This window comes from Ruegeria sp. YTSC199, from assembly GCF_059609725.1.
In genome coordinates this window covers 19,175-35,196 of the sequence record NZ_JBXWMF010000034.1, presented here as the reverse complement: position 1 = coordinate 35,196, position 16,022 = coordinate 19,175, and the positions used below count along the sequence as shown (strand labels likewise).

Genomic DNA, 16,022 nt, shown 5'->3' with positions numbered 1-16,022 from the left:
AAACGGTTCCGGGCGGCGTTTCCATAAGAGAGACCGATTTATGGTATCAGCAGCAGAACAAATGGCAGCCAACACAAGCTGGTCTGCCCTTGGCAAAGCCACCGATCTGCGCAACCGCATCCTGTTTACGCTGGGTTTGTTGATCGTTTATCGCCTAGGCACCTTTATTCCGGTGCCGGGTATCGACGGACAGGCTCTGCGTGAGTTCATGGAGCAGGCGGGGCAGGGCATCGGCGGCATGGTTTCGATGTTCACCGGCGGGGCGCTTGGGCGGATGGGTATCTTTGCCCTCGGCATCATGCCCTACATTTCGGCCTCGATCATCGTGCAGCTGCTGACATCGATGGTTCCCGCGCTCGAACAGCTCAAGAAAGAGGGCGAGCAGGGCCGCAAGAAAATCAACCAGTACACCCGTTTCGGCACCGTGGCGCTGGCCACCGTTCAGGCCTATGGTCTGGCTGTTTCGCTGGAATCGGGCGATCTGGCGACCGATCCGGGCATGTTCTTCCGCCTGTCAACCATGATCACTCTGGTCGGCGGCACCATGTTCCTGATGTGGCTGGGTGAGCAGATCACCGCACGCGGCATTGGCAATGGGATCTCTCTTATCATCTTCGTCGGCATCATCGCCGAAGTTCCGGCTGCTCTGGCGCAGTTCTTCGCCTCGGGCCGCTCGGGTGCGATCAGCCCCGCCGTGATCGTCGGTGTGATCGTGATGGTGATCGCCGTGATTACCTTTGTGGTGTTCATGGAGCGCGCACTGCGCAAGATTCACATCCAATACCCGCGCCGCCAGGCCGGTATGAAGATCTATGAGGGCGGCTCGAGCCATCTGCCGGTCAAAGTAAACCCGGCGGGCGTGATCCCGGCGATCTTTGCAAGCTCGCTACTTCTTCTTCCGGTGACGATCTCGACCTTTTCATCGGGCGCGACCAGCGGGCCGATCATGTCGTGGCTGCTAGCCAACTTCGGCCCAGGACAGCCGCTGTACCTGTTGTTCTTTGCCTCGATGATCGTGTTCTTTGCCTACTTCTACACGTTCAACGTGTCGTTCAAGCCGGATGATGTGGCGGACAATCTGAAGAAGCAGAACGGTTTTGTTCCGGGCATCCGTCCGGGCAAGAAAACCGCCGAGTATCTGGAATACGTGGTCAACCGCGTGCTGGTTCTGGGTTCGGCTTATCTGGCGGCTGTCTGTCTGCTGCCTGAGATTCTGCGGAACCAGTTTGCCATTCCGTTCTATTTCGGCGGCACCTCGGTTCTGATTATCGTCTCTGTGACCATGGACACGATCCAACAGGTTCAGAGCCACCTGCTGGCGCATCAATACGAAGGGCTGATCGAAAAGTCCCAACTGCGCGGCAAGGGTAAGAAACGCGGCAGGAAGGGACCCGCTCGTCGATGAACATCATTCTTCTTGGGCCCCCGGGGGCTGGTAAAGGGACGCAAGCACGTCACCTGGTCGAAACACGCGGCATGGTTCAGCTGAGCACCGGCGACATGCTGCGCGAAGCCAAGACCTCGGGTACCGAGATGGGCCAGAAGGTTGCGGCCATCATGGACGCAGGCAAGCTGGTCACCGATGAGATCGTGATCGGCCTGATCGAAGAGAAGCTGACCACGGAAACTGGCGCCGGCTTCATCTTTGACGGCTTCCCGCGGACGCTGGCGCAGGCCGATGCTCTGGCGGCGCTGCTGACCAAGTTGGGCCAGTCGCTGCATACCGTGATCGAGATGCGTGTGGACGACGAAGCGCTGGTGGAGCGCATCACGGCACGTTCGACCTGCGGCGGCTGCGGTGAGGTCTATAACGACATCACCAAGCCGATCCCGGCCGATGGCAAATGCACCAACTGCGGCAAGGAAAATGACTTCCAGCGCCGTGCGGATGACAACGAAGACAGCCTGCGCACGCGCCTGATGGAATACTATAAAAAGACCTCGCCGCTGATCGGTTACTACTATGCCAAGGGCGACCTGCGCCCGGTCAATGGCCTGGCCGACATCAAGGAAGTGACTGCCTCGATCGAGGCGGTTCTGGGCTGACTTCAGGTTGGGGCTTGACGGCCCCACCAAAAGCCCATATCGACCCACATCCCTATGGGAATCACGACCGCGTGCGGGATTCGTTTCGTTCGCAACGACCACCTCGAATAATGCTGGATCCTCTGGCGTCACTGCCAAGATCAAGTGTTGTGAAAAAAGGTTCCGGAGTTACGGAACCGCAACAAAAAAGGAAAGTGACACGTGGCACGTATTGCCGGCGTAAACATCCCGACTGCAAAGCGGGTACCTATCGCCCTCACATATATCACCGGTATCGGTAACACCTCGGCCAAAGCAATCTGCGAAGCCGTAGGCATTGAAGCGCACCGTCGCGTCAATGAACTGTCCGACGCCGAAGTTCTGGCCATCCGCGAGCACATCGATGCGAACTTCACCGTTGAAGGTGACCTGCGTCGCGAAGTTCAGATGAACGTCAAGCGCCTGATGGACCTGGGCTGCTATCGCGGTCTGCGTCACCGCCGCAACCTGCCGGTTCGCGGTCAGCGTACCCACACCAATGCTCGTACCCGCAAAGGCCCCGCAAAGGCCATTGCCGGTAAGAAGAAATAAGGGAGGGTCTGACCGATGGCACGTGACAAGACTCGCGTTAAGCGCAAAGAGCGCAAGAACATCGCATCGGGCGTTGCCCATGTGAACTCGACCTTCAACAACACCAAGATCCTGATCTCGGACGTACAGGGCAACGCCATTGCATGGTCGTCTGCCGGTACCATGGGCTTCAAGGGATCGCGGAAATCGACACCCTACGCCGCTCAGATGGCTGCAGAAGATGCAGGCAAAAAGGCGCAGGATCATGGCGTCAAGACGCTGGAAGTCGAAGTTCAGGGCCCCGGTTCGGGTCGTGAATCGGCTCTGCGTGCGCTGGCTGCTGTGGGCTTCAACATCACGTCGATCCGCGACGTGACTCCGATCGCTCACAACGGCTGCCGTCCGCCGAAGCGTCGTCGCGTCTAAGCGATTTTGAATTGAGCTGGGGCTGTGTTTTTGCACGGCCCCAGCACGTCATTTTGAACCTCGGGCGTCTGCACCTTGTTGGTCATGGGGCGCGGACAGGAATGGAGGGATTACATGATCCATAAGAATTGGGCTGAATTGATCAAGCCGACCCAGCTGGAAGGCAAGCCGGGCAACGACCCTGCGCGTCAGGCAACTCTTGTTGCTGAACCGCTGGAGCGTGGCTTTGGTCTGACTCTGGGCAACGCACTGCGCCGCGTTCTGATGAGCTCGCTGCAAGGCGCGGCCATCACCAGCGTTCAGATCGACAACGTCCTGCACGAGTTTTCCTCGGTCGCAGGCGTTCGTGAAGACGTCACCGACATCATCCTGAACCTCAAGCAGGTCGCCCTGCGCATGGAAGTCGAAGGCCCCAAGCGCCTGTCGATCAATGCCAAAGGTCCCGCAGTTGTTACCGCGGGCGACATCAGCGAAAGCGCTGGCATTGAGGTTCTGAACCGCGATCACGTCATCTGCCACCTGGATGATGGTGCCGATCTGTTCATGGAACTGACCGTCAACACCGGCAAGGGTTACGTCTCGGCTGAAAAGAACAAGCCCGAAGACGCGCCCATCGGCCTGATCCCGATCGACGCGATCTATTCGCCGGTCAAAAAGGTTGCCTATGACGTTCAGCCGACCCGTGAAGGTCAGGTTCTGGACTATGACAAGCTGACCCTGAAGATCGACACCGATGGTTCGATCACGCCGGAAGACGCGCTGGCCTTTGCCGCGCGTATCCTGCAGGACCAGCTTTCGATCTTTGTCAACTTCGACGAGCCGGAATCGGCTGGCCGCCAGGACGAAGACGATGGTCTGGAGTTCAACCCGCTGCTGCTGAAGAAAGTAGACGAGCTGGAACTGTCGGTCCGGTCGGCAAACTGCCTGAAGAACGACAACATCGTTTATATCGGCGACCTGATCCAGAAGACCGAAGCCGAGATGCTGCGCACCCCGAACTTCGGCCGCAAGTCGCTGAACGAGATCAAAGAAGTGCTGTCCGGCATGGGTCTGCACCTCGGCATGGATGTCGAGGACTGGCCGCCCGACAACATTGAAGATCTGGCCAAGAAATTCGAAGACGCGTTCTAAGCGCGTCTTCCCCAATGCCCGGGCTGCCGGGGACTATATGGGCACTTCCGCCCCAAGGAGAGCCGGTGACACGCATCGCCGGCCAGACAAAGCAAAACGCGAAAGAAGGAACTAGAAAATGCGTCACGCACGTGGTTACCGCCGCCTGAACCGTACTCATGAGCACCGCAAGGCGCTGTTTGCGAACATGGCTGGCTCGCTCATCGAACATGAGCAGATCAAAACAACTTTGCCCAAGGCAAAAGAACTGCGCCCGATCATCGAAAAGCTGGTCACTCTGGGCAAGCGCGGCGACTTGCACGCCCGCCGTCAGGCCGCATCGCAGCTGAAGGAAGACAAAGACGTCGCAAAGCTGTTCGAGGTTCTGGGGCCCCGCTACGCCGAGCGTCAGGGTGGTTATGTCCGCATCCTGAAAGCTGGCTTCCGCTATGGCGACATGGCGCCGATGGCGATCATCGAATTCGTTGATCGTGATCTGGACGCCAAAGGCGCGGCCGACAAAGCCCGCGTTGCCGCCGAAGAGGCTGCAGACGAAGAATAAGAAAGCCCGGCTTTCTAATCTGAACCCCTGCGTCCCGGACGCGGGGTTTTTTTTTGTGCCTATGCGTGTCACAAACAAAAAGTTTGTGGTTACTTCCGACGAAGAAGCCCCACCCCGCAGGCTTCGCGTTGTAAGGTGGGCGTGGAGGACGGATGATGGCAATACTAAGGAAACTACCAGGCGAACTCATCGGCCCGTCTGTCTGGACCGGTCAGGACATGCGCATGCGTCAGAGTGAATGGATCATTGATCTAACAGCGGACGATATTGAGGACCTTGAGCAAGCCGCCCGTCGTTACCTGAGCCTGGGAAGAGATATCGGCGAGATCACAAAGGCCGCCTTCCCCCTGCAACGATTTGATCGGCATCTGGCAAGGCTGCGAGAGAAGCTGATCAACGGGATTGGCTTCGAGGTGATACGCGGCCTTCCGGTGCAGGATTACACGCAACAGATGGCGGCTGCGATTTTCTGCGGTGTTGGTGCTCATCTGGGATCGGCCCGTTCGCAGAACGCTCAGGGTCACATTCTGGGGCATGTCCGCGATATCGGGGCGGATGCAAACGATCCGAATACCCGGATTTATCAAACGCACGAGCGTCAGACATTTCACACCGACAGCGCCGATATCGTCGGCCTGCTGTGCCTGCGCGAGGCCAAGGAGGGCGGGGACTCGCTTCTGGTCAGTGCCGAGACGATCTATAACAGGATGCGGTCAGAATGCCCGGAATTGCTGGAACTGTTATTTGATCCCATTGCGACCGACAGACGAGGGGAAGTGCCGGACGGTATGGGGCCCTATATGACGATCCCGCCATTCTCCTGGCACGATGGTAAGCTGACGGTGTTCTACCAAAGGCAGTATATCGACAGTGCGCAACGATTTCCTGAAGCGATGCGGCTTACATCGGATCATGTCGAGGCGTTGGACCGATTTGATGCGCTGGCGAATGATCCTGATCTCTGTCTTTCCATGCGTTTGCAACCCGGGGACATGCAGTTCGTGTACAACCACTCGCAATTGCACGACCGAACTGGATTCGTGGATTGGCCAGACCCGTCTGAGCGCCGACATCTTCTAAGGCTCTGGCTTTCCCCCGAGGGGGATCGGGAGTTGCCCGAAATCTTCAAGCAACGCTACGGAACGATTGAGGTGGGACAGCGCGGCGGGATCATCACGGAAGGCACTCGCCTGCACGCTCCGTTGGATTGAAGGCTCTAACGCACCGATCAGATGCTTGCAATACGATCCATGTAGACGCATATCCGATGGGCGATTAATCGACGGATGGATCATGCGCAAAGTTCTCTGTTCACTGATGCTGGCGACGCTTGCCATGTCAGCCAATGCCGAAACGAAAGTGCCGACTTCGCAGGCCGAAATCAGCCTGGGATTTGCCCCGGTGGTCAAGCAGGCGTCTCCGGCCGTCGTCAACATCTACGCCAAGATCGTAAGGCAGGGTCGGGCCAACCCGTTTTTCTCGGACCCGTTTTTCGAGGAGTTCTTCGGCAGAGGCTTTGCCGAACCGCGGCCGCGGGTTCAGAACTCGCTGGGGTCTGGCGTCATTCTGTCTGCGGACGGCTACGTAGTGTCGAACTATCACGTTGTCGGAACAGCCACCGAAATCCGCGTGGTGACAACGGACCGGCGGGAGTATTCAGCGCAAGTGGTTCTTGGGGATAAGGAAAGCGACATTGCCATCCTGCGTCTGGAAGAGGCCGAAGACCTGCCGCATCTGAATTTCCGCGATTCCGATCGGGTGGAAGTAGGAGAACTGGCGCTTGCCATCGGCAACCCGTTTGGGGTGGGCCAGACTGTGTCGTCAGGTATTATTTCCGGACTGGCACGGACGGGAACGGCCACGGGCAACGCGCGCGGATACTTCATTCAGACAGATGCGGCTATCAACCCGGGGAATTCCGGTGGGGCGCTGATCGACGTGAATGGTGATCTGATCGGGATCAACACCTCAATCCTGACGCGTTCAGGCGGGTCAAATGGTATCGGATTTGCGATTCCGGCCAATCTGGTGGCCGAGTTCCTGCGGCAGGCGCAAGAGGGCAATGGCAGTTTCGTCAGCCCCTGGGCCGGAATGGCAGGCCAGCGCATGAGCGCCGATATTGCCGAGTCGCTGGGTCTGGTGATCCCAATGGGCGTAGTGATTTCTGACCTTCACCCCCTAAGCCCGCTGGTGAACGCAGGGCTGCGCGTCGGCGACGTCGTGACCCATGTGGACGGGGACGAAGTGAACTCTCCGGCCGAGATGAAGTTCCGCATGTCGGTGGCGGGTGTCGGCGGCACGTCGGTTGTGACCCGGCTGCGCGGAGAGGAAAGTGCGGATGTCGAGGTCGCTCTGATCAGGGCGCCCGAAACCCCGGCATCCGATGAGACTACGCTGGGCGACCGGACGGTTATGCCGGGGTTGACGGTCTCGCGCATCAACCCGGCGATCATCTCGCGGATGGGGCTGGTGCTGTCGCAGACCGGCGTGGTTGTGGTGGATGCAGGTCCATATGGCGGACGGTCCGGGTTGCGTGTGGGAGATGTAGTTAACAGCATCAATGGTACGCAGATCGGACTCCCGCAGGATGTTGTGGATGCGCTGACCGATCCAGGGCGCAGGGTGAATTTGGATGTATTGCGTGGCGGCCGTTCGGTTTCCCTGCGGTTCCGGTTGTAGAACGTGAGCGATCTATTCGACACCGGGGCGACTGAGCCTGCACCGCCCGCGCATCGTCCACTGGCAGATCGGTTGCGGCCACAGGCGCTGGCTGAGGTGATCGGGCAGGCGCAGGTTTTGGGTTTGGATGCGCCTTTAGGGGTCATGCTGGCCTCGGGTAGTTTGTCCAGCTTGGTGTTCTGGGGACCTCCGGGCGTCGGTAAAACCACCATTGCAAGGCTGTTGGCGCAAGAGACGGAACTGCATTTCGTTCAGATCAGCGCGATATTCACCGGTGTACCGGACCTCAAAAAAGTTTTCGAAGCCGCCAAGATACGGCGTCAGAATGGGCAGGGCACACTACTGTTCGTGGACGAGATCCACCGTTTCAACAAAGCGCAACAAGACGGGTTCCTGCCGCATATGGAGGATGGGACGATCCTGCTGGTTGGGGCCACGACCGAGAACCCGTCTTTCGAGCTGAACGCTGCGGTGCTCAGCCGGGCGCAGGTGCTGGTGCTGGAACGTCTCAGCCTTGCCGATCTGGAACGCCTGACCCAACGCGCCGAGAAAGATTTGGATCGCGCTTTGCCTCTGACCGGACCAGCGCGCGAAGCGCTGCAGGAGATGGCAGACGGTGACGGACGGGCCTTGTTGAACCTGATCGAGCAAATCGCCGCGTGGAAGGTTGATGCGCCGCTTGACCCGGATGCGCTGTCGACGCGGTTGATGCGCCGGGCGGCGAAATACGACAAGTCGGGCGATGAGCATTACAATCTTATCTCGGCCCTGCACAAATCGGTGCGAGGTTCCGATCCGGATGCCGCGCTTTACTGGTTCGCGCGGATGCTTACGGGGGGCGAGGACCCTCGGTATTTGGCCCGTCGCATCACCCGAATGGCGGTTGAAGATATTGGGCTGGCCGATCCGCAGGCGCAGGCGATCTGTCTGCAATCCTGGCAGACCTATGAACGACTGGGCTCGCCCGAGGGCGAGTTGGCTTTGGCGCAAGCGCTGGTCTATCTGGCGCTGGCTCCGAAATCGAACGGGGCCTATGTGGGTTACAAGGCGGCGATGCGGTTGGCCAGGCAATCGGGAAGTGAGCCGCCACCCAAGCACATCCTGAATGCACCGACCTCGCTGATGAAGGATCAGGGGTATGGCGCGGACTACGCCTATGACCATGATGCCGAGGATGGGTTTTCGGGCCAGAACTATTTTCCCGATGGAATGGAGCGGCCCGCGCTGTATCAGCCTGTTGAACGCGGGTTCGAGCGGGAACTGAAAAAGCGGCTGGATTACTTTGCCAAACTTCGAACCCAGCGGAACAGGTCCTAGCGCTAGCTTGACTCTTGCGATGCGGCACGCCACAGACGCGCATGTTTTTTAAGGCACCTGAGGGCAAACAATCCACGCGGACCCGCCGCGTGAAGGGGATATCGGTATGAGTGGCGTACAAATGATCACCGTGGCAGAAGGGGATAGCGACCAGCGGATCGACCGGTGGCTGCGTCGCCTGTTCCCGCATGTCAGCCAAGGTCGCATCGAAAAGATGTGCCGCAAGGGTGAGTTGCGCGTCGAAGGCGGACGGGTGAAGGCCTCGACACGGCTTGAGGCTGGACAGGTTGTACGTGTGCCGCCGTTGCCGGATGCCGACAAAAAACCAGTCCAGGTCGAGCGGCGCATTTCAGATGCCGATGCCAAGATGATCCAGTCCTGCGTGATCTATCGCGACGATCACGTCTTGGCCTTGAACAAGCCGCATGGCTTGCCGGTTCAGGGCGGTAGCGGTCAAACCCGGCACGTGGATAGCCTGTCCGAAGCGCTGCGGTTCGGATTTGACGAAAACCCCCGCTTAGTGCACCGTTTGGACAAGGACACGTCTGGCGTTCTGCTGCTGGCGCGCACGCGCGAGGCAGCCAAAGGGCTGACGGCTGCCTTCCGTCACCGCGATACGCGCAAGATTTACTGGGCATTGGTGGCTGGTGTACCGACCCCCTATCTGGGTGAGATCAAAACCGGGCTGGTCAAGGCCGCGGGTCATGGCAAGCAGGGCGAGGGCGAAAAGATGATCCCCGTCCATCTGAACGAGATCAACGACACGCCGGGCGCGAAACGGGCACATACACTTTACGCGACGCTCTACCGGGTGGCCGGACGCGCCGCATGGGTGGCGATGGAGCCGATCACCGGCCGCACCCACCAATTGCGAGCGCATATGGCGGCGATTGGGCACCCGATCATCGGCGACGGCAAATACGGTGGTTCGGGGCAGGAGAACCTGGGCGATGGCTGGGGCGCGCAACTGGGCGGAATCATCAGCAAAAAGCTGCACCTGCATGCCCGGCAAGCGACCTTCCAGCATCCTGTGACGCGCAAGACTATCACTGTCACCGCGCCGCTGCCGGATCACATGAAACACAGCTGGGACACGTTCGGCTGGACCGAGGATCTTGCCGCAGACGACCCGTTCGAGGAACTGCAATGAACGCACCGCTGCGTCTGGTGCTGTTCGACGTGGATGGCACCCTGGTCGACAGTCAGGGCAGTATCGTTGCCGCGATGACCGCCTGTTTCGGTGACCAGTCCCTGCCGGTGCCGGAGCGCGAGGCGATCCTGTCCATCGTGGGTCTGTCTCTGCCTAACGCGATGGCGCAACTGGCGTCCGAACATCCCAAAACCGTGCAGCAACGGCTGGTCGAGGGCTATAAGGAAGCCTATCACACGCAGCGACTGGAACAGGGGGCGGCAAGCTCTCCGCTGTATCCGGGGGCACGCGAAACCGTCGAAGCCCTGCATGCGGTGCCCGAGGTTCTGTTGGGCGTGGCCACCGGGAAATCTCAGCGCGGCTTGGACGCATTGATCGAGGCTCACGGGTTAGAGCGCTTTTTTGTTACCCGCCAGGTGGCGGATCATCACCCCTCCAAACCGCACCCGTCGATGATCGACACGGCACGCAGTGAAACCGGGGTGGATGCGGCCAATACGGCCATGGTCGGGGACACTCGGTTCGACATGGACATGGCCCGTGCCGCCGGAGTGGCGGGCATTGGCGTGACTTGGGGTTATCATGACCGATCTGCTCTGGACGGTGCGACCCGCGTAATTGAAACCTTTGACCAGTTGCCCCGCGCGCTGGACGATATCTGGACCTGACAACATGAGCGACTGGAAACCCAAGCGATTTTGGACTGAGAGCGCGGTGGTCGAAGCCGAGGGTGGCTATACCATCGAGCTGGACGGTCGCCGCGTCAAAACCCCGGCCAAGGCCGCTTTGGTCCTGCCGACTCGTGCCATGGCCGGCGAGGTCGCCGCGGAATGGGACGCTCAGGAAAAAGTGATCGACCCGACAGTGATGCCTTTCACCCGCTCGGCAAATGCCGCCATCGACAAAGTCCGCCATCAACACGCCGAGGTTGCAGATATGCTGGCCGATTATGGCGATTCGGACCTGCTATGCTACCGCGCGGTTCACCCGCAGGAGTTGCAGCGGCGTCAGGCGGAACAATGGGACCCGGTGCTGGAGTGGGCGGCCGAAACGCTGTCGGCGCGGCTGTTGCCTGTGGCCGGTGTGCTACACCGCCCCCAATCGGCGGAGGCTCTGACAACGCTCAGGCAGCGTGTGCATGGGCTAAATGACTTTCAACTGGCAGCCTTCCACGATCTGGTCAGCTTGTCGGGCTCTCTCATCCTCGGATTTGCAGCAGCGCAAAACCGGGGTGATGCGGATGAAATCTGGCAGATTTCAAGGCTGGATGAGCAGTGGCAGATCGAGCAATGGGGCCATGATGACGAAGCCCATACGGTTGCCGAGACCAAGAAAGCGGCCTTTTTGCACGCCAAACGGTTCTTTGACCTCTCGAATTGATCCCTCAGGCTCATTTTTTAGAACGTTGGGCAAGTCTTCTCTGGATTGACCCATCGTTTTCCCTGATCCGACCCTTGACGTTTGTTTATGAATGCGCCCAAACTCGTGGCCACTAAAGGGGAGACACCTTTGGGAAACCTTTCTGGTGCCAGAGGTGCCGGACAGAACCGTCCTTTGAACGGGGCGGAAAATCAGGAAGAGGTAAAAATGAAAAAATCCGTATTCTTGGGCGTGGCGACCATCGCCGGCCTGGCTGCTGGTGTAGCGGCAGCGGGGACTATCGATGATGTCAAGGCGCGCGGCAAGCTGAACTGCGGCGTGGCGACCGGGGTTCCCGGCTTTGCCAGCCCGGATGCCAACGGTGAGTGGCAGGGCTTTGACGTAGCGGTTTGTCGTGCAGTCGCAGCCGCCGTTCTGGACGATCCGTCCGCAGTTGAATTCATTCCGACCACCGGTAAAACCCGCTTTACCGCGCTGGCGTCGGGCGAGATCGACATGTTGGCCCGTAACACCACCTGGACCTTCAGCCGCGACGTTGACCTGAAGTTCGAATTCGTCGGCATCAACTACTATGACGGCCAAGGTTTTATGGTTCCCAAGGCTCTGGGCGTCAGCTCGGCCAAGGAACTGGACGGCGCCACCGTCTGCATCCAGACCGGGACCACAACCGAGCTTAACCTGGCGGATTTCTTCCGCATCAACAACATGAGCTACGAGCCGGTTCCGATCGAAACCAACGCCGAAGCGCAGCAGCAGTACTTGGCTGGTGCCTGTGACGTCTACACCACTGACGCATCGGGCCTGGCTGCAACCCGTGCCACCTTTGAAAACGCGGGTGATCACGTGATCCTGCCCGAAATCATCTCGAAAGAGCCGCTGGGACCGCTCGTCCGCCACGGCGACCACGAGTGGGGTGATGTGGTCCGCTGGACCCTGAACGCGCTGATCGCCGCCGAAGAACTGGGCGTGACCTCGGCCAACATCGACGAGATGGCCGCTGGAACCGACAACCCCGAAGTGAACCGTCTGTTGGGCACCGAAGGCACTCTGGGTGAGATGCTGGGCCTGGACGCAACCTGGGCACAGCGCGCGATCAAAGTCGGTGGTAACTATGGCGAAGTCTTCGCCAAGAACATCGGCGAGGAAACTCCGATCGGTCTGGCACGCGGCCTGAACGCACAGTGGACCGATGGCGGCCTGATGTACGCACCGCCATTCCGCTAAAATCCACGGAAAAGGGCGCGGGACATCCCGCGCCCTTTTTCCTTCCATAAGAAACACGCCCGGATCGTTCTGAGCAGAGACCAACTCTGCCAATGAAAAACCGGGATGCACGGGGAAAAACATAGGTCATGACGACACTCACTGACCCGCCGAAGGAGCACTTCCGGCTGTCCATGCTCCTTTACGATACGCGGTACCGTTCTGCGACCATCCAAGTCATTGCATTGATCGGTTTCATGCTTCTGGCAGCCTGGATTATTAACAACACGATTCAGAACCTCGAAACGCTGGGCAGAACAGTCGGGTTCGATTTTTTCGCCGAGCCGTCGAGCTATGACATCAACCAACGTTTGCTGGAATATGACTCGCGCGACACCCATCTGCGTGCGGCCTTCATAGGCCTGCTGAACACGCTGGTTGTCGCGGTTCTGGGATGTATCACTGCAACGATCATCGGCGTCATGGTTGGTGTTCTGCGCCTGTCGAACAACTGGCTGATCGCGCGGATCATGACGGTTTATGTCGAAATGTTCCGCAACGTTCCGGTCCTTCTTTGGATCGTGTTCGCTATGGCGATCCTGATTGAAAGCCTGCCTGCGCCGCGCGCCTTCCGGGGTGAAAATCCAGAAGCCACGATGGATCTGTTCGGCACGGTTGCTGTGACCAATCGCGGGGTCTATATCCCCGAGTTTCTTTTCTCACGCGGTCTGGGCGACATCCACCTGTTCGGTACGTCGAGCCTGCGCTTTGATGTCTCGCTGGACCTGATCGCCTTCCTGATCGTTTTTGGCGGCAGCATCTTCGCCATGCGCAAAGTGTCGGCCTGGGCCAATGCCACGCAGGAAAAGACCGGTGACCGTCCGACCATCTGGTACATCCAATTGGGTCTGCTGTTCGTTCCATCTGCCATTCTGCTGGGCGCACTGGGCTTCCACCTGGGCTATCCTGAACTGAAGGGCTTTAACTTCACCGGCGGTACCCACCTGCGGAACTCGCTGATCGCCCTCTGGCTGGCCCTGTCGCTTTACACTGCGGCTTTCATCGCCGAGATCGTTCGCGCCGGTATTCTGGCCGTCTCTAAAGGCCAGACTGAGGCCGCATCTGCACTGGGGCTGCGCCCGGGTCGGACCATGCGCCTTGTGATCCTGCCGCAAGCTCTGCGGGTGATCATCCCGCCGATGATCTCGAATTATCTGAACCTGACCAAGAACTCGTCACTGGCGATTGCGGTCGGATATATGGACATCACGGGGACCCTAGGTGGCATCACCATGAACCAGACCGGCCGCGAGCTGGAATGCGTTCTGCTGCTGATGCTGGTCTATCTGACCATCTCGCTGAGCATTTCGGCGGTGATGAACTGGTACAACAACCGTGTCAAACTGGTGGAGCGGTAATATGAGTGATGTTTCATTTGTCCGCACGGAAATGTTGCCGGAAAAGGCTCCGCCCGCATCCGAAGTGGGTGTGCTGGGCTGGATCAGGCATAACCTGTTCTCAAGCTGGCTGAACGCCATCCTGACCATCCTCTCGCTGTTCTTCGTCTACTATGTGCTGTCCAACATCCTGGCATGGACGTTCGAATCCGTTTGGAACGCCAATTCCCTGTCGGAATGTCGTGAGATTATGATGGCGACATGGGGCGATACCCATGGTCATGCATGCTGGGGTGTCATCAAGGACCGGTGGCTGCAATTGCTGTACGGTTTTTACCCGCCTTATCCGGCGCATCCGGACGCAACGTGGTCTAACCCGCCCGAAGCCGGCGGCTGGCCCGCCTATTTCCGGCCGAACCTGACCTTCATTCTGTTGCTTGTCGCGATTGCGCCTGTGTTGTTCACCAACGCACCGCGCAAGTTACTGTACGTGACGGCGGCCTATCCGTTCCTTCTGCCTTGGCTTATGTGGGGCGGTAGTATCTGGGGACCGCTGATGGTCGCCGCCGGGCTTGCCATTGGATATCTTGCATACAAGTTTGTGCTCCCCGTCGCGGGTTCACTGACAGCGATAATCCTTGCAGCCGCGCTGCCAATTCTTTGGTGGTTTTTTGCGTCCGGTTCAGTTGCTGACGCGATCAACTCTGTCATTCCGATCGGCATCGCTTCTGTGGAAAGCCGCGACTTTGGTGGCTTCATGCTGGCGATTCTGTTGGGAGTTGTTGCCATTGGTGTCTCGTTGCCCATCGGCATCGTTCTGGCACTCGGCCGGCAGTCGGATCTGATGATCGTTAAGTACCTGTGTGTGGGCTTTATCGAGTTCATCCGCGGCGTCCCACTGATCACTCTGCTGTTCGTGGCCTCGCTGCTGTTGAACCTGTTCCTGCCGCCGGGCACCAATTTTGACATCATCCTGAGGGTGATGATCATGATGACCCTGTTCTCGGCTGCCTATATGGCCGAGGTGATCAGGGGTGGTCTGGCTGCCCTTCCGCGCGGTCAGTACGAAGGGGCTGACAGTCTGGGCCTGAACTACTGGCAGGCGCAGCGGCTGATTATCATGCCACAGGCTCTGAAAATCTCGATCCCGGGCATCGTGTCGACCTTTATCGGCATTTTCAAGGATACCACGCTGGTCTCGATCATCGGTCTGTTCGACGTGATTGGCCTGACCAACGGCATCCGGGCCGATACCGCCTGGAACGGCGTCTACTGGGAACTGTTTGCCTTTATCGGCGTTCTGTTCTTCGTCGTCTGCTTCTCCATGTCCCGTTATTCCATGTATCTGGAGCGCAAGCTTCAGACTGGCCACCGTTAAGGAGTTCAACACATGTCTGAACTTGCAATTGAACGCGAAATTGACCGCTCCAAGATGCAGGTGAGCGACGAGGTCGCCATCGAAATCACCAACATGAACAAGTGGTACGGGTCCTTTCACGTGCTGCGTGACATCAATCTGACCGTCAACCAGGGCGAGCGGATCGTGATCGCGGGCCCGTCGGGGTCGGGCAAATCCACCCTGATCCGCTGCCTGAACGCGCTGGAGGAGCATCAGCAGGGCACGATCATTGTGGATGGGACCGAGCTGTCGAATGACCTGAAAAACATCGACAAGATCCGATCCGAGGTTGGCATGGTGTTCCAGCACTTCAACCTGTTCCCGCATCTGACCATTCTGGAAAATTGCACGCTGGCCCCGATCTGGGTGCGCAAGACGCCGAAGAAAGAGGCCGAAGAGCGCGCGATGCATTTCCTGGAAAAGGTTAAGATCCCCGAGCAGGCCGACAAATATCCCGGTCAGCTTTCCGGTGGTCAGCAGCAGCGTGTGGCTATTGCCCGTTCGCTCTGCATGATGCCGCGGATCATGTTGTTTGATGAACCGACATCGGCGCTGGACCCCGAGATGATCAAAGAGGTGCTCGACACCATGATCGAGTTGGCCGAGGAAGGCATGACCATGCTGTGTGTGACGCACGAGATGGGTTTTGCCCGTCAGGTCGCCAACCGCGTGATCTTCATGGATGCCGGTCAGATCGTGGAACAGAACGAACCGGAAGAGTTCTTCAACAACCCGCAGAGCGAACGGACCAAGCTGTTCCTCAGCCAGATTCTGGGTCACTGATCTCAGTAAATTCGACGAAAA

At 58.8% G+C, this 16,022-nt stretch carries 16 protein-coding genes; all 16 read left to right on the top strand.

Annotated features, from left to right (window positions below; genetic code table 11):
- The first annotated feature begins 40 nt into the window (after positions 1-40).
- The 16 genes from secY (at position 41) to AC2FEE_RS22635 (ending at position 16,001) form a co-directional block, all read left to right on the top strand.
- Positions 41-1,405: a preprotein translocase subunit SecY gene (gene secY, locus AC2FEE_RS22710; protein WP_496867700.1), complete on the top strand. Its 1,365-nt coding sequence runs from the start codon at positions 41-43 to the stop codon at positions 1,403-1,405.
- Positions 1,402-2,046 (top strand): adenylate kinase, encoded by a 645-nt coding sequence (locus AC2FEE_RS22705; RefSeq protein WP_496867698.1) that lies wholly within the window; start codon positions 1,402-1,404, stop codon positions 2,044-2,046. Before secY ends, AC2FEE_RS22705 begins: the two co-directional genes overlap by 4 nt.
- 201 nt (positions 2,047-2,247) lie before the next feature.
- Positions 2,248-2,616, top strand: coding sequence for a 30S ribosomal protein S13 (gene rpsM, locus AC2FEE_RS22700; protein WP_008757392.1), 369 nt, complete (start codon positions 2,248-2,250; stop codon positions 2,614-2,616).
- 15 nt (positions 2,617-2,631) lie between these two features.
- Complete coding sequence (rpsK, locus tag AC2FEE_RS22695) at positions 2,632-3,021, top strand: 30S ribosomal protein S11 (protein ID WP_058283499.1); 390 nt, start codon at positions 2,632-2,634, stop codon at positions 3,019-3,021.
- Positions 3,022-3,135: 114 nt separating this feature from the next.
- Entirely contained in the window at positions 3,136-4,152 is a 1,017-nt protein-coding gene (locus AC2FEE_RS22690) for a DNA-directed RNA polymerase subunit alpha (RefSeq protein WP_068340717.1), read from the top strand.
- A gap of 118 nt (positions 4,153-4,270) precedes the next feature.
- Positions 4,271-4,693: a 50S ribosomal protein L17 gene (gene rplQ / locus AC2FEE_RS22685; RefSeq protein ID WP_039970431.1), complete on the top strand. Its 423-nt coding sequence runs from the start codon at positions 4,271-4,273 to the stop codon at positions 4,691-4,693.
- A 155-nt stretch (positions 4,694-4,848) separates the two neighbouring features.
- Positions 4,849-5,904 (top strand): TauD/TfdA family dioxygenase, encoded by a 1,056-nt coding sequence (locus AC2FEE_RS22680; RefSeq protein ID WP_496867696.1) that lies wholly within the window; start codon positions 4,849-4,851, stop codon positions 5,902-5,904.
- A gap of 79 nt (positions 5,905-5,983) precedes the next feature.
- The gene (locus AC2FEE_RS22675) at positions 5,984-7,372 is read left to right on the top strand and encodes a trypsin-like peptidase domain-containing protein (RefSeq protein WP_496867731.1); all 1,389 of its coding nucleotides are present in this window, start codon (positions 5,984-5,986) and stop codon (positions 7,370-7,372) included.
- A gap of 3 nt (positions 7,373-7,375) precedes the next feature.
- On the top strand, positions 7,376-8,689 hold the full coding sequence (locus AC2FEE_RS22670; protein WP_496867694.1) for a replication-associated recombination protein A: 1,314 nt from the start codon (positions 7,376-7,378) through the stop codon (positions 8,687-8,689).
- A gap of 106 nt (positions 8,690-8,795) precedes the next feature.
- The gene (locus AC2FEE_RS22665; RefSeq protein WP_496867692.1) at positions 8,796-9,839 is read left to right on the top strand and encodes an RluA family pseudouridine synthase; all 1,044 of its coding nucleotides are present in this window, start codon (positions 8,796-8,798) and stop codon (positions 9,837-9,839) included.
- The gene (locus tag AC2FEE_RS22660) at positions 9,836-10,507 is read left to right on the top strand and encodes an HAD-IA family hydrolase (RefSeq protein WP_496867690.1); all 672 of its coding nucleotides are present in this window, start codon (positions 9,836-9,838) and stop codon (positions 10,505-10,507) included. The genes AC2FEE_RS22665 and AC2FEE_RS22660 overlap by 4 nt, the downstream gene beginning before the upstream one ends.
- A gap of 4 nt (positions 10,508-10,511) precedes the next feature.
- Positions 10,512-11,219, top strand: coding sequence for an ATP12 family chaperone protein (locus AC2FEE_RS22655; RefSeq protein WP_496867689.1), 708 nt, complete (start codon positions 10,512-10,514; stop codon positions 11,217-11,219).
- Positions 11,220-11,426: 207 nt separating this feature from the next.
- Positions 11,427-12,443, top strand: a complete 1,017-nt coding sequence (locus AC2FEE_RS22650) for an amino acid ABC transporter substrate-binding protein (protein ID WP_496867687.1) — start codon at positions 11,427-11,429, stop codon at positions 12,441-12,443.
- 128 nt (positions 12,444-12,571) lie between these two features.
- The gene (locus tag AC2FEE_RS22645) at positions 12,572-13,840 is read left to right on the top strand and encodes an amino acid ABC transporter permease (protein WP_496867686.1); all 1,269 of its coding nucleotides are present in this window, start codon (positions 12,572-12,574) and stop codon (positions 13,838-13,840) included.
- A gap of 1 nt (position 13,841) precedes the next feature.
- Positions 13,842-15,197: an amino acid ABC transporter permease gene (locus tag AC2FEE_RS22640; RefSeq protein ID WP_496867685.1), complete on the top strand. Its 1,356-nt coding sequence runs from the start codon at positions 13,842-13,844 to the stop codon at positions 15,195-15,197.
- Positions 15,198-15,209: 12 nt separating this feature from the next.
- The gene (locus AC2FEE_RS22635; RefSeq protein WP_302477163.1) at positions 15,210-16,001 is read left to right on the top strand and encodes an amino acid ABC transporter ATP-binding protein; all 792 of its coding nucleotides are present in this window, start codon (positions 15,210-15,212) and stop codon (positions 15,999-16,001) included.
- The last annotated feature ends 21 nt before the right edge of the window (positions 16,002-16,022 follow it).

Bases quoted from the DNA above. Each gene is read 5' to 3' on its own strand.
- secY (WP_496867700.1), top strand. From the start codon at position 41: ATGGTATCAGCAGCAGAACAAATGGCAGCCAACACAAGCTGGTCTGCC.
- AC2FEE_RS22705 (WP_496867698.1), top strand. From the start codon at position 1,402: ATGAACATCATTCTTCTTGGGCCCCCGGGGGCTGGTAAAGGGACGCAA.
- rpsK (WP_058283499.1), top strand. From the start codon at position 2,632: ATGGCACGTGACAAGACTCGCGTTAAGCGCAAAGAGCGCAAGAACATC.
- AC2FEE_RS22690 (WP_068340717.1), top strand. From the start codon at position 3,136: ATGATCCATAAGAATTGGGCTGAATTGATCAAGCCGACCCAGCTGGAA.
- rplQ (WP_039970431.1), top strand. From the start codon at position 4,271: ATGCGTCACGCACGTGGTTACCGCCGCCTGAACCGTACTCATGAGCAC.
- AC2FEE_RS22680 (WP_496867696.1), top strand. From the start codon at position 4,849: ATGGCAATACTAAGGAAACTACCAGGCGAACTCATCGGCCCGTCTGTC.
- AC2FEE_RS22665 (WP_496867692.1), top strand. From the start codon at position 8,796: ATGAGTGGCGTACAAATGATCACCGTGGCAGAAGGGGATAGCGACCAG.
- AC2FEE_RS22660 (WP_496867690.1), top strand. From the start codon at position 9,836: ATGAACGCACCGCTGCGTCTGGTGCTGTTCGACGTGGATGGCACCCTG.
- AC2FEE_RS22655 (WP_496867689.1), top strand. From the start codon at position 10,512: ATGAGCGACTGGAAACCCAAGCGATTTTGGACTGAGAGCGCGGTGGTC.
- AC2FEE_RS22650 (WP_496867687.1), top strand. From the start codon at position 11,427: ATGAAAAAATCCGTATTCTTGGGCGTGGCGACCATCGCCGGCCTGGCT.
- AC2FEE_RS22645 (WP_496867686.1), top strand. From the start codon at position 12,572: ATGACGACACTCACTGACCCGCCGAAGGAGCACTTCCGGCTGTCCATG.
- AC2FEE_RS22640 (WP_496867685.1), top strand. From the start codon at position 13,842: ATGAGTGATGTTTCATTTGTCCGCACGGAAATGTTGCCGGAAAAGGCT.
- AC2FEE_RS22635 (WP_302477163.1), top strand. From the start codon at position 15,210: ATGTCTGAACTTGCAATTGAACGCGAAATTGACCGCTCCAAGATGCAG.